This window comes from Actinomadura rugatobispora, assembly GCF_055379765.1.
In genome coordinates this window covers 5311670-5337045 of the sequence record NZ_AP029191.1, presented here as the reverse complement: position 1 = coordinate 5337045, position 25376 = coordinate 5311670, and the positions used below count along the sequence as shown (strand labels likewise).

At 71.0% G+C, this 25376-nt stretch carries 24 protein-coding genes; 8 read left to right on the top strand and 16 right to left on the bottom strand.

Going from position 1 to position 25376, the window contains the following annotated elements; genetic code table 11:
• Positions 1-289: 289 nt before the first annotated feature.
• Together ACZ466_RS23665 and ACZ466_RS23660 are read left to right on the top strand one after the other, a co-directional pair.
• Complete coding sequence (locus ACZ466_RS23665) at positions 290-1510, top strand: helix-turn-helix domain-containing protein (protein WP_378286140.1); 1221 nt, start codon at positions 290-292, stop codon at positions 1508-1510.
• Positions 1507-2073, top strand: coding sequence for a flavoprotein (locus ACZ466_RS23660; RefSeq protein WP_378286139.1), 567 nt, complete (start codon positions 1507-1509; stop codon positions 2071-2073). The genes ACZ466_RS23665 and ACZ466_RS23660 overlap by 4 nt, the downstream gene beginning before the upstream one ends.
• A gap of 1150 nt (positions 2074-3223) precedes the next feature.
• Here ACZ466_RS23660 and ACZ466_RS23655 read toward each other — a convergent pair.
• Complete coding sequence (locus ACZ466_RS23655; protein ID WP_378286138.1) at positions 3224-3796, bottom strand: TetR/AcrR family transcriptional regulator; 573 nt, start codon at positions 3794-3796, stop codon at positions 3224-3226.
• Positions 3797-3884: 88 nt separating this feature from the next.
• On the opposite strand from ACZ466_RS23655, the gene ACZ466_RS23650 reads away from it, so the two are divergent.
• Positions 3885-4256, top strand: coding sequence for a DUF4267 domain-containing protein (locus ACZ466_RS23650; protein ID WP_378286137.1), 372 nt, complete (start codon positions 3885-3887; stop codon positions 4254-4256).
• A 23-nt stretch (positions 4257-4279) separates the two neighbouring features.
• On the opposite strand, the gene ACZ466_RS23645 is transcribed toward ACZ466_RS23650, so the two are convergent.
• The 6 genes from ACZ466_RS23645 to ACZ466_RS23620 form a co-directional block, all read right to left on the bottom strand.
• A complete protein-coding gene (locus ACZ466_RS23645; RefSeq protein WP_378286136.1) occupies positions 4280-5530 on the bottom strand; it encodes a DUF4032 domain-containing protein in 1251 nt (416 codons plus the stop codon).
• 4 nt (positions 5531-5534) lie between these two features.
• Positions 5535-6857 (bottom strand): ABC transporter ATP-binding protein, encoded by a 1323-nt coding sequence (locus ACZ466_RS23640; RefSeq protein WP_378286135.1) that lies wholly within the window; start codon positions 6855-6857, stop codon positions 5535-5537.
• A 16-nt stretch (positions 6858-6873) separates the two neighbouring features.
• Positions 6874-7704 (bottom strand): carbohydrate ABC transporter permease, encoded by an 831-nt coding sequence (locus tag ACZ466_RS23635; RefSeq protein ID WP_378286134.1) that lies wholly within the window; start codon positions 7702-7704, stop codon positions 6874-6876.
• Positions 7704-8648: a carbohydrate ABC transporter permease gene (locus ACZ466_RS23630; protein ID WP_378286133.1), complete on the bottom strand. Its 945-nt coding sequence runs from the start codon at positions 8646-8648 to the stop codon at positions 7704-7706. Before ACZ466_RS23630 ends, ACZ466_RS23635 begins: the two co-directional genes overlap by 1 nt.
• A 13-nt stretch (positions 8649-8661) precedes the next feature.
• Entirely contained in the window at positions 8662-9996 is a 1335-nt protein-coding gene (locus ACZ466_RS23625; RefSeq protein ID WP_378286132.1) for an extracellular solute-binding protein, read from the bottom strand.
• A 487-nt stretch (positions 9997-10483) separates the two neighbouring features.
• Positions 10484-11458, bottom strand: coding sequence for an SCO0930 family lipoprotein (locus ACZ466_RS23620; protein WP_378286131.1), 975 nt, complete (start codon positions 11456-11458; stop codon positions 10484-10486).
• Positions 11459-11682: 224 nt separating this feature from the next.
• Here ACZ466_RS23620 and ACZ466_RS23615 point away from each other — a divergent pair, with 224 nt between their 5' ends.
• Positions 11683-12744, top strand: a complete 1062-nt coding sequence (locus ACZ466_RS23615) for a hypothetical protein (protein WP_378286130.1) — start codon at positions 11683-11685, stop codon at positions 12742-12744.
• A 55-nt stretch (positions 12745-12799) separates the two neighbouring features.
• Here the strand turns inward: ACZ466_RS23615 and ACZ466_RS23610 are convergent, their stop codons facing one another.
• The gene (locus tag ACZ466_RS23610) at positions 12800-13015 is read right to left on the bottom strand and encodes a DUF6243 family protein (RefSeq protein ID WP_378286129.1); all 216 of its coding nucleotides are present in this window, start codon (positions 13013-13015) and stop codon (positions 12800-12802) included.
• A gap of 255 nt (positions 13016-13270) precedes the next feature.
• Between ACZ466_RS23610 and ACZ466_RS23605 the strand changes: the two genes are divergently transcribed.
• Positions 13271-14341, top strand: coding sequence for a quinone-dependent dihydroorotate dehydrogenase (locus ACZ466_RS23605; RefSeq protein ID WP_378286128.1), 1071 nt, complete (start codon positions 13271-13273; stop codon positions 14339-14341).
• Between the two features lie 7 nt (positions 14342-14348).
• Here the strand turns inward: ACZ466_RS23605 and ACZ466_RS23600 are convergent, their stop codons facing one another.
• The 4 genes from ACZ466_RS23600 to ACZ466_RS23585 form a co-directional block, all read right to left on the bottom strand.
• Entirely contained in the window at positions 14349-15839 is a 1491-nt protein-coding gene (locus ACZ466_RS23600) for a DUF7059 domain-containing protein (protein ID WP_378286127.1), read from the bottom strand.
• Positions 15840-15875: 36 nt separating this feature from the next.
• Positions 15876-16721: an N-acetylmuramoyl-L-alanine amidase gene (locus ACZ466_RS23595; RefSeq protein WP_378286126.1), complete on the bottom strand. Its 846-nt coding sequence runs from the start codon at positions 16719-16721 to the stop codon at positions 15876-15878.
• 84 nt (positions 16722-16805) lie between these two features.
• A complete protein-coding gene (locus tag ACZ466_RS23590) occupies positions 16806-17042 on the bottom strand; it encodes a hypothetical protein (protein ID WP_378286125.1) in 237 nt (78 codons plus the stop codon).
• A gap of 144 nt (positions 17043-17186) precedes the next feature.
• Entirely contained in the window at positions 17187-18287 is a 1101-nt protein-coding gene (locus ACZ466_RS23585) for a LacI family DNA-binding transcriptional regulator (protein ID WP_378286124.1), read from the bottom strand.
• A 327-nt stretch (positions 18288-18614) separates the two neighbouring features.
• Between ACZ466_RS23585 and ACZ466_RS23580 the strand changes: the two genes are divergently transcribed.
• Positions 18615-19325 carry a TetR/AcrR family transcriptional regulator gene (locus ACZ466_RS23580; protein ID WP_464043944.1) on the top strand — a complete coding sequence of 237 codons (711 nt, stop codon included), beginning with the start codon at positions 18615-18617 and terminating at the stop codon, positions 19323-19325.
• 1151 nt (positions 19326-20476) lie between these two features.
• On the opposite strand, the gene bldC is transcribed toward ACZ466_RS23580, so the two are convergent.
• On the bottom strand, positions 20477-20680 hold the full coding sequence (gene bldC / locus ACZ466_RS23575; protein WP_012850682.1) for a developmental transcriptional regulator BldC: 204 nt from the start codon (positions 20678-20680) through the stop codon (positions 20477-20479).
• A 271-nt stretch (positions 20681-20951) separates the two neighbouring features.
• Positions 20952-21785, bottom strand: coding sequence for a hypothetical protein (locus tag ACZ466_RS23570; RefSeq protein ID WP_378286122.1), 834 nt, complete (start codon positions 21783-21785; stop codon positions 20952-20954).
• A 108-nt stretch (positions 21786-21893) separates the two neighbouring features.
• Here ACZ466_RS23570 and ACZ466_RS23565 point away from each other — a divergent pair, with 108 nt between their 5' ends.
• Together ACZ466_RS23565 and ACZ466_RS23560 are read left to right on the top strand one after the other, a co-directional pair.
• Positions 21894-23003 (top strand): Glu/Leu/Phe/Val family dehydrogenase, encoded by a 1110-nt coding sequence (locus ACZ466_RS23565; protein WP_378286121.1) that lies wholly within the window; start codon positions 21894-21896, stop codon positions 23001-23003.
• A gap of 303 nt (positions 23004-23306) precedes the next feature.
• Complete coding sequence (locus tag ACZ466_RS23560; RefSeq protein ID WP_378286120.1) at positions 23307-23519, top strand: DUF3073 domain-containing protein; 213 nt, start codon at positions 23307-23309, stop codon at positions 23517-23519.
• Between the two features lie 72 nt (positions 23520-23591).
• Here the strand turns inward: ACZ466_RS23560 and ACZ466_RS23555 are convergent, their stop codons facing one another.
• Positions 23592-24263: a SanA/YdcF family protein gene (locus ACZ466_RS23555; protein WP_378286119.1), complete on the bottom strand. Its 672-nt coding sequence runs from the start codon at positions 24261-24263 to the stop codon at positions 23592-23594.
• Positions 24264-24283: 20 nt separating this feature from the next.
• Positions 24284-25357: a phosphoribosylformylglycinamidine cyclo-ligase gene (gene purM / locus ACZ466_RS23550; RefSeq protein WP_464043943.1), complete on the bottom strand. Its 1074-nt coding sequence runs from the start codon at positions 25355-25357 to the stop codon at positions 24284-24286.
• Positions 25358-25376 lie beyond the last annotated feature (19 nt).

The following is a 25376-nucleotide window of genomic DNA, read 5'->3' as shown; positions in this document are numbered from 1 at the left end:
CGCCCAAGTGCGCGCCCAGTGCCGCCAGGGGATTGGGTCGGGCCAAACTGGCCATAGCCGGACTCACTTTCCGGTCAGGCCCCGGCCGACGCTCTCATCGTCGCGTCCGGGGCCGCCTTGTCATGGGACACAGAACGACCACCCGTCTGTCCGAGCTCGCCGTCATCGACAGCACCGGTTTCAGATCGTCATGCTGTGAGCGCTCTCCGTGAAGCTAGACCTCCACAAAGAGTGGTGACCGTACAATTTGTGTGGGTCGTGCACTCAGGAACCGGGGATTCTCTTTTCGATGGCTGAACACCAAGAGGTCGGGCACCGGGTCGCCTACTGGCGAACGCGCCGCGGCATGACTCGGAAGCACTTCGCCGACCTCGTCGACCGCTCGGTCAGTTGGGTCGAGAAGGTCGAAGCGGGCGATCGTCGCCTCGTCAGACTGCCGATGATCCAGAAGGTGGCCGAGGCTCTCCAGGTCGATTGGCGAATCCTCGTCGACGAATCGGAGGCTGAGGAGGCTACTCGCCTACCCGACGCCGCCGAGATCCAAGCGATCAAGACGGCGCTTGCCCGATACGAGATGCAGAGTCAGCCGTCCGGCCTCGACGGGGCACCCGACCTCGGCAGCCTCGCCCAGCACGTCGAATACGTACAAGAGGCGTTCCTCGCCTCGGACTTCGCGGTTGTGGGGACGGCGCTTCCCAAGCTGATCAGGGATTGTCAACACGCGGTCCGGCTCCACAGGGGGGCCGACCGGTGCGAGGCTGCCTCACTACTGGTCATGGTCTACAAGGTGACCAGCTCAACCCTTCATAAGTTCGGCAGTCACGAACTCGCATGGCTTGCAGCGGATCGCGCCGTTCTGACGGCGGACATCGCGGGGGATCCCGTATCCCTTGCGCGTGCCGCGCGGTGCGCTGGGCGCGCGCTGATGTCGAACGGCCTGCCCGGCGAAGCACTCGACTTGATCAAGCGGACGACTGCCCGTCTTGAGTCCACTGTCGCCACGGCTTCGAGGGAACTGCTGTGCCTGGTCGGAATGATGTGTCTGGCCGGAGAGATCGCCGCCGCTCGCGAAGGCGACGCGGACACGGCCAAGACCATGCACGACAAAGCGGACGCCGTGGCCGATCGCCTTGGCGTTGATTTCAACGATCGCACGACGGCGTTCGGCAAGGCCAACGTGGCACTCCATCGGGTGTCGTCCCTGGTGCGGCTCGGAGACGGCCGCGCGGCGCTCGTTCTCGCTGAGAGTCTCAACACGGCGGCTCTCGCCCGGCTCCCGCGGGAGCGCCGGGTCAATCACCTGCTCGACGTCGCCCAAGCGCACCGGCAGTGCGGGGACGCCGGACGCGCGGTTGCCGCGCTCCGGGAGGCCGACGCAACCGCCCCGCAGGAGATCCGGCGCCGTCCAGTGGCGCGAGACCTCATAGCGGAATTGTCCGCCACCACCACTGATCCTGAAGTGTCGTCCCGCTTGCGGCAGCTCGCCGCCAACGCTGGACTGTCTCTGTGACCGACACTGATCAACGCCCTATCCTGTACGTGATCGTCTGCGCTGCCGGTCCGGCTTCACAGGTCGACCGGCTCGTGACTCTGGCGCACGGCCGAGGGTGGGAGGTCTGCGTCGTCCCCACGCCAGCGGCCGAGGGGTTCCTCGACGTCCCCGCACTCGTCGACCTCACCGGACATCCTGTACGGAGCCGTTACCGCAAGCCGGGCGAGCCAGGGAGGCTTCCCAAGGCTGACGCGATCATCATTGCTCCCGCCACATACAACACGATCAACAAGTGGGCGCACGGAAACGCGGATAACTATCCGCTTGGTTTGCTCGCCGAGCTTGTTCCCCTTGGCGTCCCCACAGTCGCCCTGCCCTTCGTGAACTCTGCGCTCGCCGCGAACCCCGTACTGTCCCGCAGCATCGCGGAACTTCGAGCTCTCGGGGTTCGCGTCTTGTTCGGCCCCGGGGAGTTCGAGCCGCATCCCCCGGGCACCGGAGGGGCCCGTCTGAACTCCTATCCATGGGGCATGGCTCTCGACGCCATAGACGACATCCGATCCACCGGAGGCAAGATCTAGCGTCCATTTCGCGGGGTCCCTGGGCAAGCCCGAAGAGGAGCTGTTCCCCGCCCTTCCGCGCCCCGAAAATCGACCGGCAGCCGTTTCCGTGGAGAAACCAGGCAGTACGGATTGGGGCGATATGGAGCGTCGGCTACTGCTGCAAATGGTCGCCCTGGGAATCGGCGCGGGGGCCCTCCAACCCGGCGAAACGGCCCGGCACCTGGTGGACCTGGCCTTGACCGCCGAACCCCGCGACCTGGACGAATGGCATTTGGCATGCGGTGACCACCTGCACGCCATCCGCACCCGCCCGCCCGCACAGGCACGCCAGGACATGGCGGTCGATTTTCTCGCGCTCGGACGGCAGATCAGCACCGCCGACGCCGCCGACCTCACCGAACTACAGCGGGTCAAAGCCGCCCTGTCGGTCCTGCACGCCAACGTGCTGACACGACTGGGCGACCACGGCGCCGCGATCCGCTGGTGGCGCACCGCCAAGGCCGCCGCCGACGCGGCCGGCGACCTCGCACTGCTCCTTTTGGCATGCGAATCCGAAGCGGGCTTCGGGCTCTACGGCCAGCGTTCCCCCGAAACCGTGCTTCACCTGACGCGGAAGTCCCGCCACCTCGCGTCGAGCAAGCCGTCCGTGGGACTGGCACTTCTCGCAACGGCAGAGGCGAAGGCCCTGTCCCTCCTGGGCAGACACACCGAAGCCCAAGAGACGATGCGCGGTTTCACCGACGTCACTCCCGGCGGTTCTCTTTCCACCCTGCTTCCCACCTACTGGACTCCTGACCAGGTCAATTTCACCGAGAGCTGGGTCTATGCGGGTTCAGGAGACGAAGCCGGAGCCGACGAAGCCCGTGAGCGTGTCCTGGTTCAAACGTCCGACTACCAGTACAACGCCAACGTCCGGCTCCACGAAGCGCTGTGCACCGTCGTGAACGGTGGCACCGACCAGGGCGCGCAGCAGGCCGCGAGGCTCCTCGACTCACTCCCGGCGGCGCACCGGAGCCAAATGATCACCGAGACGGGCACCACCGTGCTCCGGGCCGTGCCGTACGGCCAGCAGGACCGCCCCGCCGTGCGGGCGTTCCGCGAAGTGCTGGACAGACCGCGCCCACGCCCGCGCTGCCCTCCGGAACCTGACCCCCGACGCACCGAGCGGTCAGCAGGCGAAGCGGCTGATGAGGATGGTCAGGCGTTCGTCGTGGTCCTCGCGGAGGAGGCGGCCGCTGCGCATCAGGGTCATCAGGCCGTGCAGCCCGCTCCAGAACGTCTCGGTCAGCGCCGGAAGATCATCGTCGCCCGCGAGCGGACGCAGGGCCTCCACCAGCTCGCCGAAGGCTTCCTTCAGGGCCGGTGGAGCCTGCGGGGTGGCGAACGGCAGGTCGCTGGCGTGCGTGAACATCGCGTCGTACAGCGCGGGCCTGCGCTCGGCGAACGCGGCGTACGCCGCGCCGACGGCGGCCAGGGCCTCCCGCGGTCCCGGTGCCGCGGTCCGGGCCGCGCGCAGCTCGGCGGCCAGATCGGCGCAGCCCTCGACCGCGACGGCGGCCATGATGGCGCCCTTGCCCTTGAAGTGGCTGTAGAGGACCGGCTGGCTGTACTCGATCTCGGCGGCCAGCCGGCGGGTGGTCACCGCCTCCCACCCCTCGGATTCGGCCAGCTCCCGGGCCGCCGTGACGATCAACCGCTCTCGCTCTGCCCGCTCGCGCTCCCGGCGTGCCTGGATCGACATGCTTCCGATCCTAGCAGTGATAGCAAGCCTGCCAGCGCTCTGCTAGTGTCGTTCTCGTTCCTAGCGCTGCTAACCACTGGAGGTCCCCGTGCTCACCCCGATCGCCTACGGACTCGCCATCGCCCTGGTCGCCTTGGTCGTCTTCATCGGACTGCGGTTCCTGGTGGTCCCCCGGCCCGCGGCCGCCGGGTACGGCGTGCCCGCCAAGCAGGACGGCGACCCCGCGTACCTCACCATCAAGGGCCTGCGCGACCTCACCTTCGGCGTCCTCGGCGCGGCCCTGCTCATCTTCTCCAGCCCGCACGCCGCCGGCCTGTACATGCTCGTCGTCGCGATCGCTCCCCTGGGCGACACCCTCATCGTCCTGCGCCACGGCGGCACCAAGGCCGTGGCGTTCGGCATCCACTTCGCCACCGCCGTCGCCGTGCTCATCAGCGCCGCCCTGCTGTTCGCCATCTGAGCCCCCGGCCAACCGCGCCGCGGCTACGCCTGATCGGGCTGGCTGCGGCGCTGTGCTTTGGCCGCGGTGACCGTGAGTTCGTCGGGGACGTGCGGGAGGACGGTGCGGAAGTAGTCGCGGGCCGCCTCGGTCGTGTCCAGGTCGTGGCCCGACCGCTCCGACAGGAACCAGCGGTGCTCCAGCACCTCATGGAACACCTCCACCTCGTCCAGCCGGTCCTGCAGCTCCTCAGGGATCGCCTGGACGACCGGCTCGTACACCTCGGCCAGCCACATGTTGGCCGCCACGACCTCCGGTACCGTACGGCCGCCCTGGCGTTCCAGATGGCCCCGGTAACTGGCGACGTCGTTCAGGAGGCGCCGCGCCTGGTTCTCCTGCGCGGCCAGCCCGGTCCGGGTCAGCAGCAGCTGCCGGTGGTGCCCAGGCTCCGCCACCCGGGTGCGGACGCGGAGCCGGGCGCCGTCCTCGCCCGCGTCCACCAGCTCCACCTCGTCCACGTCGAAGCCCAGCTCGTTGATCCGGCGCAGCCGCTCGGCGATCCGGTACCGCTGGTCGTCGGGATGCAGGATCTCCTCGCGGGTCAGCTCGTCCCACAGCGCCTCGTACCGCCGCACCGTGTCGTCGCCGACGCCGATCGGGTCGACCTGCGCCGGGAGCTGCCCCGCCGCCTGCAGGTCGAACAGCTCCCCCGCGATCCGCTCCCTGGCCAGCTGCACGTCGTAGTGGCGCTGCCCCTCGGTCAGGGACGGGTGCAGCTCCGCCGTCTCCGCGTCCACCAGATACGCGGCGAACGCCCCCGCGTCGAACCGGAACAGCACGTTCGACAGCGAGCAGTCCCCCCACATGAACCCGGCCAGATGGAGCCGGACCAGCAGCTCCACCAGCGCGTCCAGCAGCCGGTCCGTCGGGTGGCCGCCGCGCGGGTTGGCGAACAGCGCCCGGTAGGAGCTGGAGAACTCCAGGAACCGCGTCACCAGGACCGCGTCCATGTCCTCGCCCCGGTCCACGACCGCGCCGACGACCTCCACCGCCGGCAGCGCCAGCTCCCGCAGCCGCCGCAGCAGCCGGTACTCGCGGCGGGCCAGCCGCGCGTCCAGCTCCTTCAGCGCGTACACCGAGCCCTCGTCCACCACGAACCGGACGACATGCCGGGACAGACCGCGCTGGCGGATCTCCACCAGGCGGTCCTCGTCCCACTCCTCCAGCGGTTCCCGCCACGGCAGCCTCAGCAGACCCGCGGCCGTCTCCGCCGGAGGCGTGAAGACGAAATGCACGGGTCTAGTCGCTGCCGCTCTCGGCGTCGGCCCCCTCACCGGCCCCTCCGGTCGCCCCCGTCGCCGCGGCGGCCACCGTGGGCGCGCCCGGCTCCTCCCGCTGCTGCGCACGGCGCTGCGCCGCCCGCGCCCGGTCGGCGCGGCGGCCCAGCTCGGCGACGCGCTCCTCGTCCCGGGTCAGGTTCTCACCGGACGCCGGGTCGAAGATGTGCGCCTTCCCCGTGTCGATCCACAGCTCCGCGTCCTCGCCCGCGTTGATCAGGCTGGCGGCGTCCAGCGCCACCACCGCCTGCGTGCGGAGCTGGTCGCTGTCCAGCTCCCGGGACAGGTCGCGCAGCTGCGCCGCCAGATCCTCCGGCGCGTCGTACGGCACGTACGCGTACTGCTCGTTGCCCAGCCACTCGGTCACGTCCACGTGCGCCCGCGCGATCGTGCCGCGCGCCCGCTTCTCGTCCGAGATCAGCGAGGCGTCCTCGAAGTCCTCCGGCCGGATCCCGACCAGGACGACGCTGCGGCCCGCCACCGCGGCGGCCTTGCGCGCGTCCATCTCGAACCGGCCCAGCGGCGTCTCCAGATGCCCGTCCTGCACGGTCGCGGGCAGGAAGTTCATCGACGGCGACCCGATGAACCCGGCCACGAACAGGTTGGACGGCTGCTCGTACAGCTCCCGCGGGCTCCCGACCTGCTGCAGCACCCCCTTGCGCAGCACCGCCACCCGGTCGCCCAGCGTCATCGCCTCGGTCTGGTCGTGCGTGACGTACACGGTGGTGACGCCGAGCCGCCGCTGCAGCCGGGAGATCTCGGTGCGCATCTGGCCGCGCAGCTTGGCGTCCAGGTTCGACAGCGGCTCGTCGAACAGGAACGCGTCCGCCTGCCGGACGATCGCGCGGCCCATCGCCACCCGCTGCCGCTGCCCGCCGGACAGGTTCGCCGGCTTGCGCTGCAGGTGCTCGGTCAGCTCCAGCAGCTCGGCGGTGTCCTTGACCCGCCGCTCCACCTCGTCGCCGGGCGTCTTCGCCAGCCGCAGCGGGAACGCGATGTTCTCGTACACGGTCAGGTGCGGGTACAGCGCGTAGTTCTGGAACACCATCGACAGGTTCCGCTCGCGCGGCGCGATCCTGTTCACCACCCGGTCTGCGATCCGCATCTCACCGGAGGTGATGTCCTCCAGGCCGACGATCATGCGGAGCAGGGTGGACTTTCCGCAGCCGGACGGGCCCACCAGGATCATGAACTCGCCGTCCTGGACGTCCAGGGTGACGTCGTTCACGGCCGGGAAACCGTCGCCGTACTGCTTGACGATGTTCTTCATGGTGATGGCGGCCATGCTCGGCTCCCTACCCCTATCCCTTGACGGCGCCGGAAGTCAGCCCGGCCACGATGCGACGCTGGAACAACAGGACGATGACCACGACCGGGACCGTGACCACCACGGCGGCGGCGCAGATCGCGGTGGTGGGCTGCTCGAAGTACGACTCCCCGGTGAAGAACGCCAGCGCCGCCGGCACCGGCCGCGCGGCGCTGGACGAGGTCAGCGAGATGCCGAAGACGAAGTCGTTCCAGCAGAAGAAGAACGTCAGGATCGCCGCGGTGAACACCCCGGGCGCGGCCAGCGGCACGATCACCCGCCGGAACGCCTGCCAACTGGTGGCGCCGTCCACCTGCGCCGCCTGCTCCATCTCCCACGGGATCTCGCGGAAGAACGCCGACAGCGTCCAGATCGCCAGCGGCAGCGCGAACGAGATGTAGGGGATGATCAGGCCGGGCCAGGTGTCGTACAGGCCGATGTTCCGCCACAGGTCGAACAGCGGCCCGACCAGCGACACCACCGGGAACATCGCGATGGCCAGCGCGAACGACAGGATCAGCCGCTTGCCCGGGAACTCCAGCCGGGCGATCGCGTACGCCACCAGGGTCGCGAAGACCACGCCGACGAACGTCGCGATCAGCGAGATCCCGATCGAGTTGATCAGGGCCGAGGTGAACAGGTCGGTCTTGAAGACCGTCTCGTAGTTCTGCCAGGTCCAGTCCTTGGGGAAGAACCCCTTCACGTTGCCGATCTCGCTGGGGTTCTTGAACGACAGCATCACGATCCACAGGATCGGGAACGCCGTCCAGACCAGGATCAGCAGCGAGGCGACGATCCACAGCCACTTCGACCGCGCCGTTTCCATCAGCGATCACCCCGCACTTGCGAGAGGTCCACCCGGAACCCCTTGATGAACACGGCGGCGATCAGCACCACCGACAGGAACAGCAGCACCCCGACCGCGTTGCCGAGCCCGAGCTCGGTCCGGGTGATGATCTGCTGGTACGTGAGGAACGACAGCACCTGGGTCTTCTCCTGGCCTGCCGTCATGATGAAGACGTTGTCGAAGATCCGCCAGGCGTCCAGGGTGCGGAACAGCACCGCGACGAGGATGGCGGCCTTCATGTTCGGGATCGTCACCCGCCACAGCCGCTGCCAGGCGGTCGCGCCGTCCACCGTCGCGGCCTCGCCGAGGTCGCGCGGCACCTGCGCCAGCCCGGCCAGCAGCAGCAGCGACACGAACGGGGTGGTCTTCCAGATCTCCGACAGGATGATCACGAACAGCGCGGCCCAGCGGTCGGAGAACCAGGCGAAGTCGCCGAGGCCGAACCAGGAGTTGACGAACCCCGACTGGACGTCGAAGGCGTACTTCCAGGCGAACGCCGAGATGACCGTGACGATGCCGTAGGGCAGCAGGATCGCGGTCCGCACCGTCCGGCGGGCGAAGATCGCCCGGTGCATCACCACGGCCAGCGCGAAGCCGATGACCAGCTCCACCCCCACCGTGATCACGGTGATGACCAGGGTGGTGACCACCGTCTGCCAGAACAGGCCGTCGGTCAGCGCGGTGGCGTAGTTGCCGAGGCCGACGAAGCTGCGGTCGTCGGGCGCGGTGAGCCGGTAGCTGAACAGCGACTGGTAGAGCGCGCTGGCCAGCGGGTACGCGGTGACCAGCAGCATCACCACGACGGCGGGCGTCGACAGCAGCAGCCCCAGCTTGCGCTCGGCCCGGCCGCGGTCGGAGATCTCCGCGCGCGGGCGGGCCCCGGGTCCGGGCTTGAGCTCTGGTGCCGATTCGACGGACGTCATCCGAACACCTCCGTTAGAGCAGGGCCTGGCCGCGCAGGACCTGGCGGATGAAGTCGCTGGACCCGCGTGGCGTCGTCTCGGGGTTCACCGAGGCCGGTGGATGCCAGCGGTTCTGCACGGCGCCGGACACGTCCGGGTAGTACGGGGTGGCGGGCCTGGGCGCGGCGGCGGCGATGGAGTCCCGCATCAGCGGGGCCATCGGGAACTCCTTGAGGATGTCCGGATCGCTGAAGATCGCCGGGCGGGCGGCCGCGTTGCCCTCGTCGAGCATGTACTGCTTCATGTTCGCGGGCGAGGTGATGCAGCGGACGGCGTCGATCGCCAGGTCATTGCGGTGCTTGCCGTAGGCGCCGATGCCGACCTCGATGCCGCCGAACGGGGGCTTGCTCTCCTGCTGGGGGTTGACCCGCGGGTAGCGGGCCCAGCCGAGGTCGTTCGGGATGTTCTTGTCGATGACGCCGTCCGCGGCGTCGCCCTTCTCGGCGCGCCAGACGTACCCCCAGTTGAGAAGGAACCCGCCGCGCGGCCCGTTGATCGTGGCCCGGGACGGCTCCTCGATGTCGGTGGACAGCGTCGGGCTGGCGGCGCTCGACCGGGCCAGCTTGGAGATGATCCGCGCGGCCTCCCGGCCGGCCGGCGAGTCGATCTCGATGGTGGCGTCGTCGCCCCGCTCCGCATGGCTGATGATCCGGCCGCCGGCGGAGGCGATGAGGGCGTTGATCCACACCATGTAGCCCTCGTACCGGTTGCCCTGCACGCCGATCGTGGTGTTGGTGCGGATCGCCGCGTCGATCATCTTGTCCCAGGTGAAGTCGGGCGCGTCGGGGTCGATGCCCGCGCGCTTCGCCACCGACTTGCGGTACCAGAGCAGCTGCGTGTTGGCCCAGAACGGCGCCGCGTAGAGCTTGCCCTCCCACGTGGAGCTCTGCACCGCGCTGGGGAACACCCCGTCGGTCAGCGGCTTGGCCTCGCTCGCCGTGAAGGGCCGCAGGAACCCGGCGTTGGCGGCCTCGGCGACGAAGACGGGGTCCAGGCTCATGAGGTCGAGCCCGTGGTCCTTGGCCGCCAGCCGCCGCACCAGTTGCTCGCGCTGCTGGGTCGCGTCGCTGGGCAGCAGCGAGGTCGCGATCCGGTACCGGCCGCCCGCCGCCTTGGTGCACGACTCGGCGATCTTCGCCTGGCCGCCGTTGTCAGGGTTGATGTACCAGTTCAGGGTCGGCGGCCCGGCGTCGCCGCCACAGGCGGCCAGGCCGGAGGCGACCAGCACCGCCGCGACCGCGCACCGCACGCTCCTGCCCGCACCACGGCCTCCGCCGTACCGGGTACGGGTCCTGATCGGTTCCACCATCGGACCTCCCGCAGTTCCCACCACGTGCGGGCACTTCTCCGGGCCGCATACATGGCGAGACCGGTCTCCACATAAACACCCGGCTTGAAACCTGTCGAGATCCGGATAAGTACCACGAACGGATCGTGAGAAACACGCAACCCAAAAGAAACAGAAACGCGCTGGCATCCCGCCACCGTTCCCCGAGATAACGCGCCCGCGCGCGCGAACCCCCATCGCACACCCCCCAAGCGCCCGCCAGATCCACCTTCGCCCGGCCTTGCCAATCACCCCCACCCACCTCAGGTACATTTCTGGCAAATCTGGCATTTCTGCAGTTCATCGAGGTCCGGACCGGAGGCGCGCAACCACCTCCCAATGAACACGAGAAGGCGTGGAGACTGGCGGACCCCGACCGACCCGCGTTGTCTCCACGCCTTCGCCCGTGGGGCGCGGCGGTGCTCGCCGCGCCGTGGCCCCCCAGGTCAGGGGAGCCTTGGTGAGGTGCTCAGTAGCCGCCCCCGTAGCCTCCGCCGGCATCGGTGGTGATCTTCTTGCCCTGCGGTGACACGACCCACCACACGTTCTGCGCGCCCTGACCCGTGGCGTCGCCCGGCTGCTCGTCCTCGGCGTAGTAGTACATCGGCCAACCGTTGATGGTGAGCTGGCAGGAACCGTCGTCCCTGCGCTCGATGAAGTCGACCAGATCGCGGTCGACGCCCTCCACCTTGAGCTTCTTCCAGTTCGTGAACGTGACCACCGGCCACGCCTTCTTGCACGCGCCGAAGCAGGTGGTGGTCTTCGGACGGTCCTTGTCGAACCGGTACATCACGCGGCCCTTGCCGTCGGTCACGATCGGCCCGAGTTGAGGATCCTGCCTGACCTTGACGACCGTCCAGCCGGCCCAGCGGTCACCGCCGCCCTCGTTCCGGTCCGGCTGCGCCTGCTGGGGCGCGGTCGCCTTCTTGCCGTCGGGCGCGGCGGCGAACCAGGCGTTGCTCTTGCCCTGGCCCTTGACGTCCCCGGGGCCGTCGTCCTGCGCGAACCGGTAGAGCGGCCAGCCGCCGAGGGTGACCTGCCACGCGCCGTCCGGGCGCCGCACCTTGCCGACCAGGTTCTCGTCCACGCCCTTGACCTCGATCTGCCCCTGCCCGGTCATCACCGGCGGCCACGCCTCCGCGCACGCCTGGTCGGTGCAGTTGGACGCCGGCGGCCGCGCGGTGTCCTTGTCGAAGCGGTAGAGCGTCCGACCCTCCTTGTCGGTGACCACCCGCCCGATCCGCTCGACGTCGGCGGCCTCCAGCGTGGCCGGCTGCGCGGGCGGCGGATCGGACGGATCGTCCGACGGGTCGGCGGCCGGGCTCTGCCGCGACCCCGCCCCCGAGTTCAGGGTGCCCGCCGGCTCCTGCCCACAGGCCGTGAGGAAGACCCCCGACGTGGTCAGAACGGCGGCCACCGGTAGGGCCCACCGTGGGAATTCCATGTCTGTCCTCCAAGTCGGACCTTCGATCGAGGCGGAGCGGCCGCACCGCTCTACCGGATCGACGAGCAGTACGCGGGGCCGCGGACGGAGGGTTCAACGCCGGTTCGGGATCACTACTGGAACTTCGCAGACAGAAGGGACATCCAACATGAAAGGACGCGGCCGCGTCCGGACCCGCACGGCCGGGACCGCGGACCGCGTCGATCGCCATCGGGAGCACAGCAGTGAGCAGGCCGCCGGAGAACGACCACGTCCCCCCACCGCCCGTCGACCTGACCAAACCGCCGGCCGCGCGGACCCGTCCCGCGGCGACCGGCCCGGCCTGGATCGTCGTCCCGGCCCGGGTGGTGGCCGTGGTGGTCGTGCTGCCGCTGCGACTGGTGTACGACCTCGTCGCGCTGCTCTTCCGTGGCCTGAAGCGGACACCCCGAGGGGTCGGGCGGTTCCTGCTGGCCGCGTACATGGCGCTGCTGCACCCGGTCGTCCGCGTGATCGGGCAGGGGGCCGTCGCGCTCTGGTCTGGTCTGGTCTGGCTGTGGACGTACGCCGTTTACATCCCTCTTCGCTGGGTGGCCGTCGTCGTCATGCTCGGGGGGCTGCGGCTGTTCGGGCGGGGCTCGGGACGGCTGGCGCGCTGGTTCTACTCGATCTTCGTGGCCCCGGTCGTCCGGCTGCTGGCCGCCATCGGGTCCGTGCTGGGCTCGGGGCTGGCGTGGCTGGGTTCGGGGGTGCTGCGCTTGCTGGAGCTGGTCGTCGCGCGTCCCCTCGTCGCCCTCTGGGCGGGTCTGGTGTGGGCGGCCAAGGGCGTCGGCGCCGGGCTGATGTTCCTGCTCAGCGTGCTCGTGGTGGTGCCGGCGGTTGCGCTGTGGCGGTACGTGCTGCGCCCGCCGCTGCTCGGCCTGGCCTGGCTCGGCCGGACGGCGGGAACCGGCGTCGCGGCCCTGGCGGCCATCTTCGCGGGCGCGCTGGTGTGGGCCTGGCGGATGCTCGGGCGGCTGCTGTACTGGGTCGCGCGGATCCTGTTCGTCATCCCCGCGCTCTTCGTGTACCGCTACCTGCTCCGGCCGATCGGCCTGGCCGGGCGCTTCCTGTGGACGAACGGGGTGGTGGCGCCGTCCCGCTGGGTCAAGGACGCGCTGCTCGTCCCGGTCGGGAGGGGCTCGCGGGCCGTCTGGCGGGTCTCCGTCCGCGACCCGGCGCGCTGGGCGCGGCGGAGCGTGCTGGCCCCCGTCCGGGACGCGGGCCGCGACGTCCGGCTCCAGCTGCGGCGCGCCTTCCGCGGCTGAACGAACGGGCCGCCGCCCCGGTGATCATCACCGGGGCGGCGGCCCGCCACTTCGGTCAGCTCTCGCTCGTGTCGTTGTCCTGCCCGGAATCGCTCGCCCCGGTCTCGGCGGCGGCGTTGCGGGCGCGCATCCGCTCCAGCAGCTCCTTCTTCTGGGCGGCGGCGTCCTTGCGGCCCTGCGAGGACGGCCCGCCCTCGCCGCGCAGCGCCTTGCGCGAGATGTTCCTGCGCTGGCCGCCCACGCCGAGCATGCCGTTCTTGCTCCTGGCCATGCCTGTACTCCCGTTCGGCTGGGTGTGTGCGATGAACCTGCGTGCACCCACGTCCGGCACGGAAACCGGCGGCCCCGACTGGATCGGCGTCCTTCGGTCCCTTACCGGATGGGCCCGGCCGCGGAGCGGTCGCGGTAGATGCGCTTGGGCACGTGCCGCCACAGGAGGACGGCCGTATTGGTCAGCATGCGGCCAGGTTAGGACGCGCCGCCCCGGCGCCTCAAACGAATATCGGTGCTGACAGAATCGGGGCCGATGTACAGACTCCTGTTCTCACTGGTCATCTCCCGGATCCCGGCCGAGACCGCGCACCACCTCACGATGCGCGCACTGCGCGCGATCCAGGCGGTGCCCGGCGCCGCCCCGCTGCTCCGGCGGGCCCTGGCGCCCCACGACCCGGCGTTGACCGTACGGGCGATGGGCCTGGAGTTCCCGGGCCCGGTCGGGCTCGCGGCCGGCTTCGACAAGGACGCCCTGGTCTACGACGCCGTGGGCGCGTTCGGGTTCGGGCACGTCGAGATCGGGACCGTGACGGGACGGCCGCAGCCCGGCAACCCGCGGCCCCGGCTCTTCCGGCTGCCCCGCGACCGGGCGATCGTGAACCGGATGGGGTTCAACAACGAGGGCTCGGAGGCGGCGCTGCGGCGGCTCCGCGCGCGGCGTCCCGGCACGATCGTCGGGGTGAACATCGGCAAGACCAAGGCCGTCCCGGAGGCGGAGGCGGTCGGCGACTACGTGCTCAGCACCGAACGGCTCGCCCCGTACGCCGACTACCTCGTCGTCAACGTCAGCTCGCCGAACACGCCCGGCCTGCGGAACCTGCAGGCCGTCGAGCACCTGCGGCCGCTGCTGGCGGCGGTCCGCGAGGCGTCCGGACGGGCCGCCGGGCGGCACGTCCCGCTGCTGGTCAAGATCGCCCCCGATCTGGCGGACGACGACGTGGACGCGGTCGCCGACCTCGCCCTCGAACTCGGCCTCGACGGGATCATCGCCGCCAACACCACCATCGGCCGCGAGGGCCTCGACAGCCCCGCGGAGCTGGTGAAGGAGGCGGGCGGGCTGTCGGGCGCGCCCCTGAAGCGGCGTTCGGTCGAGGTGCTGCGCAGGCTGCGGGCGCGCACCGGCGACCGGCTGGTGCTGATCTCGGTCGGCGGGGTGGAGGACGCCGACGACGCCTGGGAGCGCATCCGGGCCGGGGCCACGCTCGTCCAGGCGTACACGGCGATGATCTACGAGGGGCCGTTCTGGGCCCGCCGCGTCCACCGCGACCTGGCCCGCCGGCTGCGCGGCAGCGCCTTCCCCACGCTGGACGCCGCCCGCCGCTGACGGCCCGTCAGTCCTCGGGGACGAGTTCGAAGAAGCCGTCGGCGACCAGTTCCGGGAGGACGGCCCGCGCGTGCGCCCGCACCTGGTCCGCGTCGAGACCGGTGAGCTGGGCGATGGCGTCCAGCAGCGGCCCCAGCGGGAGCGTCCCGTCGCAGACCCCGGCCAGCGCCGCCTCGACCGTGCCGACGCCGGCCACGCGGCGCAGCCGGCCGTTCTGGCGGAGGAGGATGCGTTCGGGGTCCTCGGCGCCGGGCGGGCCGATCTGCTCCTGGACGACACCGTCCGCCGTCCGCAGCCGCCGCTCGAACACCCCACCCTGTCCACAGCCTGTGGAAAACTCCCGGGCTGCGGCGAGACCGTCCAGGACCGCGCCCGCGTACGCGCCCACGGGCTCCTCGACCGCGTGCCGCAACTCCTCCACCCGCGTCACGGGACGCTCCGATCCCGTACGCCGCAGGGCGATCCACCCGAAACCGACACCGGTCACCTCGTGCCGCTCGAAGTAGTCCAGCCACGCCTCGTACCGCACCCGGTACTCGGGCGTGCCCGCCTCGCACGAGTCGCGCAGCCACAGCTCCGCGTACTCCGCCGGGTCCTGGACGTCCCGCCGCACCACCCAGGCGTCGCACCCGGACTCCTCCGCCCAGGCCCCCACCCGCTCCTCCCACGGAACACCCCTGACCTGCAGCCAGTTGGCCAGCAGCCGGCAGTGGCCGCCCTCGTTCAGCAGCGCCGGAGCCTCGGCCACCAGCCGCCGGCAGAAGTCGTCGCCGGGCAGGCCCGACTCGCGGTACACGTACCGGGGCCCCGCACCCGGCGGCGCGATCACGAACGGCGGATTGGACACGATCAGGTCGAACCGGCGCCCGGCGACCGGCTCCAGCAGCGGCCCCTCCGCGAACTCCACGCCCTCGGCGCCCGACAGCGCCACGCTCATCGCGGCCAGTTCGAGCGCCCGCGGATTGACGTCGGTGGCGGTGATCCGCCGCGCCCGGCCCGCCGCCAGATGCAGCGCCTGGACGCCGCATCCCGTGCCCAGATCGAGCGCGTTGTCCACAGGGCTGTGGACAGCGAGCCGCGCCAGGCTCGCCGACGCGCCGCCCGCGCCCACCACATGATCGGGACGGACCGTCCCGCCGCTCCCCGGCCGCACCCTCAGATCGGACACCACATACCCGGCATGCCCGCCGGCCCCGGAAACGACCGACTCGAGCGGCTCCACCCGCAGCAGCGCCCGGACCTCACCGCCCGACTCCTCCGCGAGCCCCGCCGCCACCAGATCCCCGGCGAGCGCCGGCGCCGCCACCGGCACCTGCAACCAGAACAGCCGCGTCAGCGCCTCCAGCAGCGACCCTCCCGCGGTCGCCCGCAGCGCCGGGACGATCTCGTCCCGCGCCAGCGCACCGCCCGCCACCGGGCCGAGCAGCGCCCGCACCCCGCCGACGGTGTACCCCGCCCCTTCGAACGCGGCACCGAGCCGCCGCAGATGATCAGACACCCGCCCATCTTGCCCTGCCGCGAGGCCCCAGGCGGCTCAGCCCTTCCGGAAGTAGTCGTCCAGCCCGGCCGCCAAAGCGACCGCGACGCGCTGCCGGAACGCCGGCGTCGACATCTTCGCCGCCTCCGCCGCGTTCCGCATGTTCCCGCACTCGATGAACACCTTCGGCACCGTCGACAGGTTCAGCCCGCCCAGATCGCTGCGCGGGTCGAGCCCCTTCTCGCCGATGTAGTTCGAGTACGGGACGCCGGTGCCGGACCGGTACGCGTCCCGCAGCGACCGCCCCAGCCGCTGGGCGTCGGGCACCATCTCCGAGTTGTGCCCCTTCACCGCCACCGGCTGGATGATGTGGAACCCGCGCCCGGACGGCTTCGCCCCGTCGGCGTGCACCGACACCGCGGCGTCGGCCTTCGCCCGGTTCCCGATCGCGGCCCGCTCGGTGATGCACGGCCCCACGCCGGTGTCGTTCTTGCGCGTCAGCAGCACCTTGGCGCCCTGGGCCCGCAGCAGCCTCGCCAGCCGGTTGGAGACGTCCCAGGTGAAGGCGTGCTCGGGGTACCCCGCGTTGGTGGAGGTGCCGGTGGTGTCGCACTCCTTCCGGCCGTTGCCGATGTCGACCTGCCGGTTGATGTACGCCGGGTTCTTGGCGTTGCCGCCGTTGTGCCCCGGATCGATGACGATGACCTTGCCGCGCACCGAGCCGTCCTGAGACGCCCCCTGCCGGGTCACCGATGTGCCTGATGTGGCCTTCGCCCCAGCGGTCGGCGGACCGACGCCCTCCCCCTTGGCGTCCGAGGCGGGCGAGCCGCCACCGCACGCGGTGAGCGCGCCCAGGCAGAGCGCCAGGGCGGCCGCCGCCGAGCCGCGCCGGTGGAATCCCATGAATGGCCTCTCCCCGTGATGACTTCGTTACCGACCCTGCCAGTCTGCACACCGGCATGCGTACGTCAAACGAAGTCCGGGAAATCAGCCCGGCGCATCCTCCTTGCCCAGCAGCGCCGCCAGGGCGCGGGCCTCGTCGGCATTCAGGCCCAGCACGACGCGGGGCCGCCCCCACGGATGGTCGATCGAGTGCGCCACGTAACTGGCCACCGACTCCGACAGCTGCTCCGTCAGCCCGCGCCCGTGCCGCCACTCCGACCAGGCGCGTTCCAGCTCGCTCGCCGCGCGCTGCGCGCACGACACCAACTCCGGATCACGCACGACCCGTCCCCCCGCTGCCTGCGATCCTTTCCGATGGCCCCACGGCGAGGTCCCCCGACCCGCCGAAGGGTCCACCCATTAACCCGCCGGCCGCGTCCCGCGACCCGCCGGTTGCAGCAGCCTTGGCCGTGCCATTACCGGAACCTAGGGCGCCACCGGCTGGGGCACCGGCCCCGTGGTGGACCGCACCACCAGATGCGGGACGACCAGGTTCTGCCGGGCCACCCGCCCCGGATCGTCGATCCGCGCGGTCAGCAGCTCGGCCGCCACCCGGCCCATGTCGCGCCGCGGCTGGTCGACGCTGGTCAGCGAGATGTGCCGGATCGCCGCCAGATGCGTGTTGTCGTACCCGACGATCGAGACCTGCTCCGGAACGGGCAGCCCCAGCTCGTCGGCCGCCGACAGCGCGCCCGTCGCCACCAGGTCGTTGGGAGCGAAGATGGCGGTGGGACGGCGCTCCAGGGAAAGCAGCGTGCGGGCGGCCCGGTAGCCGCCCTCCTCGGTGAAGTCCCCCATCTCCACCACGATCTCGTCGGTCAGGCCGTGGCGCCGCATCGCCTTCTCGTAGCCGGCCCGCCGGTACCGCGCGGTCGTGGAACGTGCCCCCTCGATATGGGCGATCCGGCGGTGCCCCAGCTCCACCAGATGGTCGACGGCCAGGCTGGCGCCCAGCTCGTCGTCGTCCACGACGATGTCCACCCCGACCACGTCGCGTTCCCCGACGACCACGACCGGCACGCTGGCCGCCGCCTCCTTGAGCGAGTCGGGGACGACGCTGAGCAGCACCAGGCCGTCCACCCGCATCTCCAGGAACGCCTCGACCGCCTCCGCCTCGAACAGCGGATCCCAGCGCCCGCTGCCCACCAGCATCCGCAGGCCCTCGCCGTGCAGGGTCTCCTGCAGGCCGTCGAGGAACTCGGCGAAGAACGGGTTGTGCAGGTCGGCCACGATGGCGCCGATCAGCCTGGTACGGCCCTCCACCAGGCTCCGGGCGACCGCGTTGGGCCGGTATCCCAGTTCCCGGGCGGCCTGCAGCACGGCCTGCCTGCGCCGCTCGCTCACATGGGGCGAGCCTCGCATCACCAGGGACACCAAAGATTTCGATACGCCCGCGCGTTCCGCGACATTTCGGATCGTCGGTTTGGGCACGGGCAGCGTCCGCCCCTCACCGCTCCGCGGCAGGGGGACGCCGTTCTCTCGCTTCTCTCGCTCGCGCGGGGGACTACTACCTTCACCAGCTGACATGGCACTCCGTCCAGGGGGGCCTGCAGGACCTGCCGCCTCGGCGCCCCGGGCCCGCTGCGGTGGGCCGGCGCGCCTTCCCCACTCGTGGGGAGATGCCATGATGCCTTGCCTTCACCCGAAATCGTCGCAACAGCGAGTAACGGGCAGCCGTCAATGGCAGTTCGGGTATGTGGTGTCCTGGGTCACAACCATGGAATTCTCTGTTCACAGGACGAAAGAAACGGCCTGGAACCGATCGAACACGGGGTGAATGTTCACCGGTGGGGGATCCGCCGTGCGCGGTCGCGTCCCGCGCTCGGATAGGCTTCCCAGGTGGGAGATCGTGCAGTGGCCGCGGAGAAGTCGAAGAACGGGCGGCGTTCGGGGGGCTCCCCCCGCGCACAGCGCCCCGCCCCGCGGACCCGCCGCAGGCTGAGCGTCGACGAGCGCCGGGACGAGCTGATCGAGGCGGCGCTGCAACTCTTCAGCACCCGCCCGCCCGAGGACGTCTCCATCGACGACGTCGCCGCCGCCGCGGGCGCCTCCCGCGCCCTCGTGTACCACTACTTCGGCGGAAAATACGAGCTGTACCTCGCCGCCCTGGGCAGCGCCGCCAAACGGCTCGCCGACCTCCTGGAACCCCCCACCGAGGGCAAGCCGCTCGAACGGCTGCAGATTTCCCTGGAGCGCTACTTCGATTTCGTGGAAAGCCACGCCGCGGGCTTCACCGCCCTTCTTCGCGGCGGCCCGGCCGACCGTTCCGGCGAAGTCGGAGAGATTGTCGACGGCATGCGCAGGCTCCTCCTGGAGCGCATCCTGCACGCCCTGAACGCGGAGACCGCGCCGCCCGTCCTGCGCATCACCCTGCGCTCCTGGATGGCCTCGGTGGAGACCGCCGGCCTCGACTGGCTGGAGAACCGCGACCTCACCCGCCCCGCACTGGAACGCCTGCTGGTCGACCAGCTGGTCGTCCTCCTGGACGTCGCCGGCAAGCACGAACCGTCCGTAGGCGCCCTCTTCAGCACCCTCGCCCACCGAGAAATGGCCCACGAGAACTAAGCCACGTTCCCCTGGCGCCGTAGCCGCGTGCGAGCTGCACACCGAGGCAGGCAGTCGATCAAGCGGCCGCTGCCAGGCCATGCTCGGCTGGCCGCCAAGCGGGACACCGAAGCACCCACGGCCCTACAGCGCGTAGCGGCAGCCGTGCAGTCGCGCAACAAGGCACACCGCGATCAAGCCGACGAGGCGTGCCGCGTGGTGGCCGCCGTCCGAATCGCCCGACACCACCCACGGCGAACAGCGACGAAGCGGCCGTGAGCAGGCACGGCGGACGAGCCGCGATCGCGTCGCCGCAGTGCAGGCGCGCGGCACCGTCCGACTGAGGCGCACGACGATCAAGCGGCCACGCTCACGCGTCCCCGACGCAGGCATGCCGCACGGCGGCCGCAGCGCGAACCGCGCGACACCACCCAGTCAGGGCGGACGGCGACGAAGCGGGCACGGTCAGGCGTCGCTAGCGGAGTCGCGTCGTCGCCGCAGCGTAGGCGTGTCATCGTCCAGATGGGCGCGCGGCGATCAAGCGCCGCGATCACGCGTCCTCGACGCAAGCATGCCGCGTGGTGGCCGCCGTGCGAATCGCGTGACACCGCCCAGGTAGATATGGCGAACGGCAACGCAACAGCCGTGATCGCACATCGCGGACGGGGCACGATCGCGCCGCTGCCGCGGCGCAGGCACGGGGCGCACGGCGATCACGCCGGGCGTGGTCACGCGTCGCGGACGAGGCGTGCCGGGTGGCGGCTGCGGCGCGTGACACCGCTCGGGTGCGTGCCGCGATGACGTGTTGTGGCTGGGTTTGTGGCGTGTGCCCTACGGGCGGGCGCGGCCCTGGTCTGGGCCGTTGTGGTGCGGTGTTGGCGGTCCCGCCCCCCAGCGGGGATCCGCCGTGCGCCTGGTCCTGGGTGTGGCAGGGCCGGGCGCGATGACCGGAGGTGTCCGGTCGGTGTTCTGAAGAGGTGTCCCGTTCGCCAGGCGAACGGGACCTCACTCCAGTGTTGAGTGATCCGGGACCGCGATTCTCGGATGATCGTGGTCCCGGATCCGTCGTCCAGGAGATGTCCGGACAGTGACCGTCCGGGCACTCCTGTCCCCCCTCAAGGTGAGCCAGGTAGGGCCGGCGAGTGCCGAGGGCGCTCGCCGGGCGGAGTGTGCTACTCCGACCTCTGCTGCGGGATTCCCGCCAGCAGCGCCCGCACCTCGGCCTCCCGGTAGCGCCGGTGCCCCCCCAGCGTGCGGATGGACGTGAGCTTTCCAGCCTTCGCCCACCGCGTGACGGTCTTGGGGTCGACGCGGAACATCGTCGCCACCTCTGCCGGCGTCAGCAGGGGCTCGGCCTCTGGCGTACGTGCTGACATGTGTGCGGCCTCTCCTCCGTGGACCGATGACAGCGATCCTGCGATTGATCCTCGCGCGGTCACTGATGTCCCCTATGGCCCGAAAGAGCCACTATGACATCACAACGTGTAACCTTGCCACCACTCAACGCGACAAGCAAGCTCCTGGCGAGAGTTGCGTGGGAACATCCCCGCGACCACCGGGAGCGGTGCGTCATCATGGCAACCGAGTCACGCAGCGTGATTCTAGCGATACGTATAGTCGTATCGCGCGCGGATTCGGGAAATTTGTTCAGTTCGCCGATTCCAGCGCCCTGACGTGGCGCCATCGGGCCCGCAGGCGCCGCCGCATCGCGGTGGCGAGCTCGGCCTCGCCGCGGGCCGCCGCGGCGAGCGCCACCCCCGTCTCGGCGACCGACTCGTCGGCGCGGAGGAAGTCGTCGTCCAGCAGGTGGACCAGGCCCCCGTAGTCGAGTTCGACGAGTGCGCGCGGGTGGAAAGCGGCCAGCCAGCGTGCGACCGTCTCCAGGTGGCCCGTGCCGGGGGCGTACGGGAGGGCGGCCTCCACCCGGGTCCGCGCCTCGGCCATGGTGGTGACGTAGATCAGGGTACGGGTCGCGGCCGCCGTCGCGGGTCCGCGGCCGCGTTGCTCGGCGGCGGTGCCGCCCAGCAGCAGGCAGCGCTCGGCGGCGGTGAAAAGGGCGAACCACGACGGTGGCACGTGCCAAGTGCTGGAGAGGATGTGCGGGCGGGACGTGCCCTGCCGGGACTCCTCCTCCACGCGCCGCATCACGTCGGGGGGCATGTAGCAGGCGGCCATGAGGGCTGAGGTCTCCTGCCTGAAGCGGGAGAAGGCGTGCCAGGAGCGCAGGCGGGTCTCCCAGGGGCAGATGTAGAGCATGTCGTGGGAGCGGCGTACGTAGGCGTCCGCGCTCTCCCGTTCGGGGGCGACTACAGGGGGTGACGCCACGAGGCGGCGCCTGGCCTGGAGGTGCTCCGCTCTGAGGGCGTGTACGCGCCGGGGCCGCTTGCGGGAGTCGGCGTAGGCCGTCCAGAGGGTGCGGGCCGGTTCGGGGAAGGCGGTCACCGGCTCGTATACGCGTAGGTACGCGGCGTACGGAAGCACACCCGCATCGTGACATGTCCAAGGTGCGGGCAAAGGGACCACCGCGCCACCGAGATCCCCGTGTTACCTCCTCTAGGCTGATCTACAGACGGAGAGGAGGGCACTACCGTGCCTAATGTCTTCGGGTCGCCCCACAAGGGCACAGGACCCACCGACCAGCCCGTATCCCGCTTCGGCAGCCACGAACAGGTCGTGTTCTGCCAGGACGAGGCCAGCGGCCTGCGCGCGATCATCGCGATCCACTCCACCGCGCTGGGCCCGGCTCTGGGCGGCACCCGCTTCTACCCGTACGGGTCGGAGGACGCGGCGCTGACCGACGTGCTCAACCTGTCCCGCGGCATGGCGTACAAGAACGCCCTGGCGGGCCTGGACCACGGCGGCGGGAAGGCGGTCATCATCGGTGACCCCGCCACCGTCAAGACCGAGGCGCTGCTGCGTGCCTACGGGCGGTTCGTGCAGTCGCTGAACGGTCGCTACTACACCGCGTGCGACGTCGGCACCTACAGCGAGGACATGGACGTCGTGGCCCGCGAGTCGCGCTTCGTGACGGGCCGTACGCGCGCGCACGGCGGCGCCGGAGACTCCTCCATCCTCACCGCGTTCGGCGTCTTCCAGGGGATGCGGGCCGCGGCCGAGGCGGTCTGGGGCGCTCCCACGCTGCGGGGACGGCGCGTAGGGGTCGAGGGGGTCGGCAAGGTCGGGCACCGGCTCGTGGAGCATCTGCGGGAGGACGGCGCCGACGTCGTCATCTGCGACGTGAGCGAGGCCGCCGTGGAGCGCGTCCGGGCCCGCCACCCGGATGTGGAGGTGGTCGACGGCAAGGACGCCCTCGTACGGGCGAATCTGGACGTCTACGCCCCATGTGCCCTGGGGGGCTCCCTGGACGACGACAGCGTCCTGACGCTCACGGCGAGGATCGTGTGCGGCGCCGCCAACAACCAGCTCGCCCACCCGGGCGTGGAGAAGCAGCTCGCCGACCGCGACGTGCTGTACGCGCCCGACTACGTGGTCAACTCCGGCGGCGTGATCCAGGTGGCCGACGAGATCGGGGGGTTCGACTTCGAGCGGGCCCGGGCCCGGGCCGGCGAGATCTTCGAGACCACACGGCGGATCTTCGCGCTGGCGGCGGAGGAGGGGGTGCCTCCGGCGGTGGCGGCGGACCGTCTCGCCGAGCGCCGGATGTCCGACATAGGACGGTTGCGCGGCATCTGGCTGTGATCGTCGCGGACGCGTCGCGGGCCGCGTGTGTCCCGGTCCCGCGACGCGTCCGGACCTCGACCGACCCGGCCGGGCGTCCGTTTGGTGGCGCGTCGTCCGGAGCGAGAAGACCCTTGCGCAGCGGATACACTGGTGTTCTCCGCAACGAGCATGCCGCCACGGACTGACGATGTACCGAGCCGGGCGCAAAACGGGTACGGTTGTATCCGTGACTGACGCATGGCTCATCAGGCATCGGTTCGTGTGGTACACGCGCGCGTTGATGGGCCCACGAAAGCCCTGACCATCGAGGGGGTCGAGCCAATGGGTCGCGGCCGAGCCAAGGCCAAGCAGGTGAAGGTTGCCCGCCAGCTCAAGTACCAGAGCGGCAACACGGACCTCGACCGCCTGAAAGGCGAACTGGGAGTCCCTGACCCCGCCGGCGACGACTACGACGCTTACGACGAGCTCGCCGAGAAGTACGCCGACTACGCCGACGACGGCCCCGAGGATCGCAAGGACGGCACCTCCGGCTGATCGCCAGGCCACCACGCCACCGCCCGCCGATTCACGCGCGGGCGGTGGCGTTTTTTCCGCCCTGGAGGGCGGTCAGCGGGCGGCCAGGGCGTCGTGGACGCCGGGTTCCGCGCGGCCCAGGTGGGCCGGGTCCGGGCGGGTGGCGAGGCTGGTCATCGCCTTGAGCATCGCGAGGGGTTCGCGGCCGTAGCCGATGGTGGTGCCGGGCATCGTGCGGGGGCTGGGGTCGCCGACGCCTCGCGCGTCCAGGCCGGCGGCGCGGCAGAGGGCGACGGCGCGGGGCAGGTGGAAGCCCTGGGTCACGACGGTGAGCCGCTGCACCCCGAAGATCCGCTTGGCGCGGGTGCAGGAGTCCCAGGTGTCCAGGCCGGCGAAATCGCGGACGATCTTGCGGTCGGGGACCCCGGCGGCGACCAGGTGGTCGCGCATCACGGTCGGCTCGTCGTAGCCCGCGACCCGGTTGTCGCCCGACACGAGAATGACTTTGACCTTGCCCCGCTGATAGAGATCTCTGGCCAGTTCGAGGCGGCGGGCCAGGAAGATCGACGGCTGGTCGCCGCGGATCCCGGCGCCCAGCACCAGCGCCACCGGGCTCGGCGGCACGTCCGCCGCGGTGTGTCGGTAGCGGGCCGTGTCCGCGTACGCCCAGCCCATCGGGGCCGTGACGGCGTAGGCGGCCAGCGCGGCCAGGACGAGCAGCGGCCCGGCCCAGCGCCGCGACGGCCGCGGCAGACGTCTGATCACAATGTCAGGGACGTCCGATCTCATGCCGGAGTTCCCGGCCCCGAGCGACGCGCTCGGGGCCGGGTCAGGAGAACCTGGCCGTGCCGGTACCGGGGGACGATCTCGCCGAGCCGCCAGGCGGGCACGCCGCGCTCCTCCAGCAGGCGCAGCGCCGCGTCGGCGGCGTCGGCGGCCACGATGGCGGCCATGCCCACGCCCATGTTGAACGTCGTGTCCATGTCGGCCCGGGCCACGTCCCCGTACGCGCGGAGCACCTCGAAGAGCGGCGGCACCGTCCACGACGCGCGGTCGAGGACGGCGTCGAGCGAGCCGGGCAGCGAACGGGCCAGGTTGCTCTCCAGCCCGCCGCCGGTGATGTGCGCGAACGCGTGCACGCCGCCGGCCCGGGCGAGGGCCAGGCAGTCCTGGGAGTAGATGCGGGTCGGGGTGAGCAGTTCCTCGCCGAGCGGACGGCCCAGCTCCGCCGGCCGCGACTCCAGGGTCAGGTCGGTGGTGGCGAGGATGTGGCGGACGAGTGAGTACCCGTTGGAGTGGATGCCCGAGGACGCCATCGCCAGGACGGCGTCCCCGGCCCGGACGCGGCCCGGCCCCAGCAGCCCGTCGGCCTCCACGACGCCCGTCCCGGCGCCCGCGAGGTCGAACTCGTCGGGCGCCAGGAGGCCGGGGTGCTCGGCGGTCTCGCCGCCGACCAGGGCGCAGCCCGCCAGCGCGCAGGCGTCGGCGATGCCGCCCACGATGTCGGCGATGCGCTCCGGGACGACCTTGCCGCACGCGATGTAGTCGGTCATGAACAGCGGCTCGGCCCCGCACACCGCGAGATCGTCGATCACCATGCCGACCAGGTCGTGGCCGACGGTGTCGTAGATCCCCAGCCGCCGGGCCAGGTCGACCTTGGTGCCGACGCCGTCGGTGGACGTCGCCAGCAGCGGGCGCCGGTAGCGCAGCAGGGCGGAGGCGTCGAACAGGCCGGCGAAGCCGCTGGCGTCGTCCACGACCTCGGGCCGCCGGGCCCGGGCGACCCTGGACTTCATCAGCTCGACGGCGCGTTCGCCCGCCGCGATGTCGACCCCGGCCGCCTCGTAGGAGGTGCTCATCGCCGTTCCGTTCCCCTGC

What these genes read in the sequence shown, in the direction of transcription:
- ACZ466_RS23595 (WP_378286126.1), bottom strand. Translation starts at nt 16,721, where the DNA reads ATGGGATTCCACCGGCGCGGCTCGGCGGCGGCCGCCCTGGCGCTCTGC.
- ACZ466_RS23630 (WP_378286133.1), bottom strand. Translation starts at nt 8,648, where the DNA reads ATGACGTCCGTCGAATCGGCACCAGAGCTCAAGCCCGGACCCGGGGCC.
- ACZ466_RS23655 (WP_378286138.1), bottom strand. Translation starts at nt 3,796, where the DNA reads ATGTCGATCCAGGCACGCCGGGAGCGCGAGCGGGCAGAGCGAGAGCGG.
- ACZ466_RS23620 (WP_378286131.1), bottom strand. Translation starts at nt 11,458, where the DNA reads ATGGAATTCCCACGGTGGGCCCTACCGGTGGCCGCCGTTCTGACCACG.
- ACZ466_RS23665 (WP_378286140.1), top strand. Translation starts at nt 290, where the DNA reads ATGGCTGAACACCAAGAGGTCGGGCACCGGGTCGCCTACTGGCGAACG.
- ACZ466_RS23610 (WP_378286129.1), bottom strand. Translation starts at nt 13,015, where the DNA reads ATGGCCAGGAGCAAGAACGGCATGCTCGGCGTGGGCGGCCAGCGCAGG.
- purM (WP_464043943.1), bottom strand. Translation starts at nt 25,357, where the DNA reads ATGAGCACCTCCTACGAGGCGGCCGGGGTCGACATCGCGGCGGGCGAA.
- ACZ466_RS23635 (WP_378286134.1), bottom strand. Translation starts at nt 7,704, where the DNA reads ATGGAAACGGCGCGGTCGAAGTGGCTGTGGATCGTCGCCTCGCTGCTG.
- ACZ466_RS23605 (WP_378286128.1), top strand. Translation starts at nt 13,271, where the DNA reads ATGTACAGACTCCTGTTCTCACTGGTCATCTCCCGGATCCCGGCCGAG.
- ACZ466_RS23640 (WP_378286135.1), bottom strand. Translation starts at nt 6,857, where the DNA reads ATGGCCGCCATCACCATGAAGAACATCGTCAAGCAGTACGGCGACGGT.
- ACZ466_RS23560 (WP_378286120.1), top strand. Translation starts at nt 23,307, where the DNA reads ATGGGTCGCGGCCGAGCCAAGGCCAAGCAGGTGAAGGTTGCCCGCCAG.
- ACZ466_RS23585 (WP_378286124.1), bottom strand. Translation starts at nt 18,287, where the DNA reads ATGTCAGCTGGTGAAGGTAGTAGTCCCCCGCGCGAGCGAGAGAAGCGA.
- ACZ466_RS23625 (WP_378286132.1), bottom strand. Translation starts at nt 9,996, where the DNA reads ATGGTGGAACCGATCAGGACCCGTACCCGGTACGGCGGAGGCCGTGGT.
- bldC (WP_012850682.1), bottom strand. Translation starts at nt 20,680, where the DNA reads ATGTCAGCACGTACGCCAGAGGCCGAGCCCCTGCTGACGCCGGCAGAG.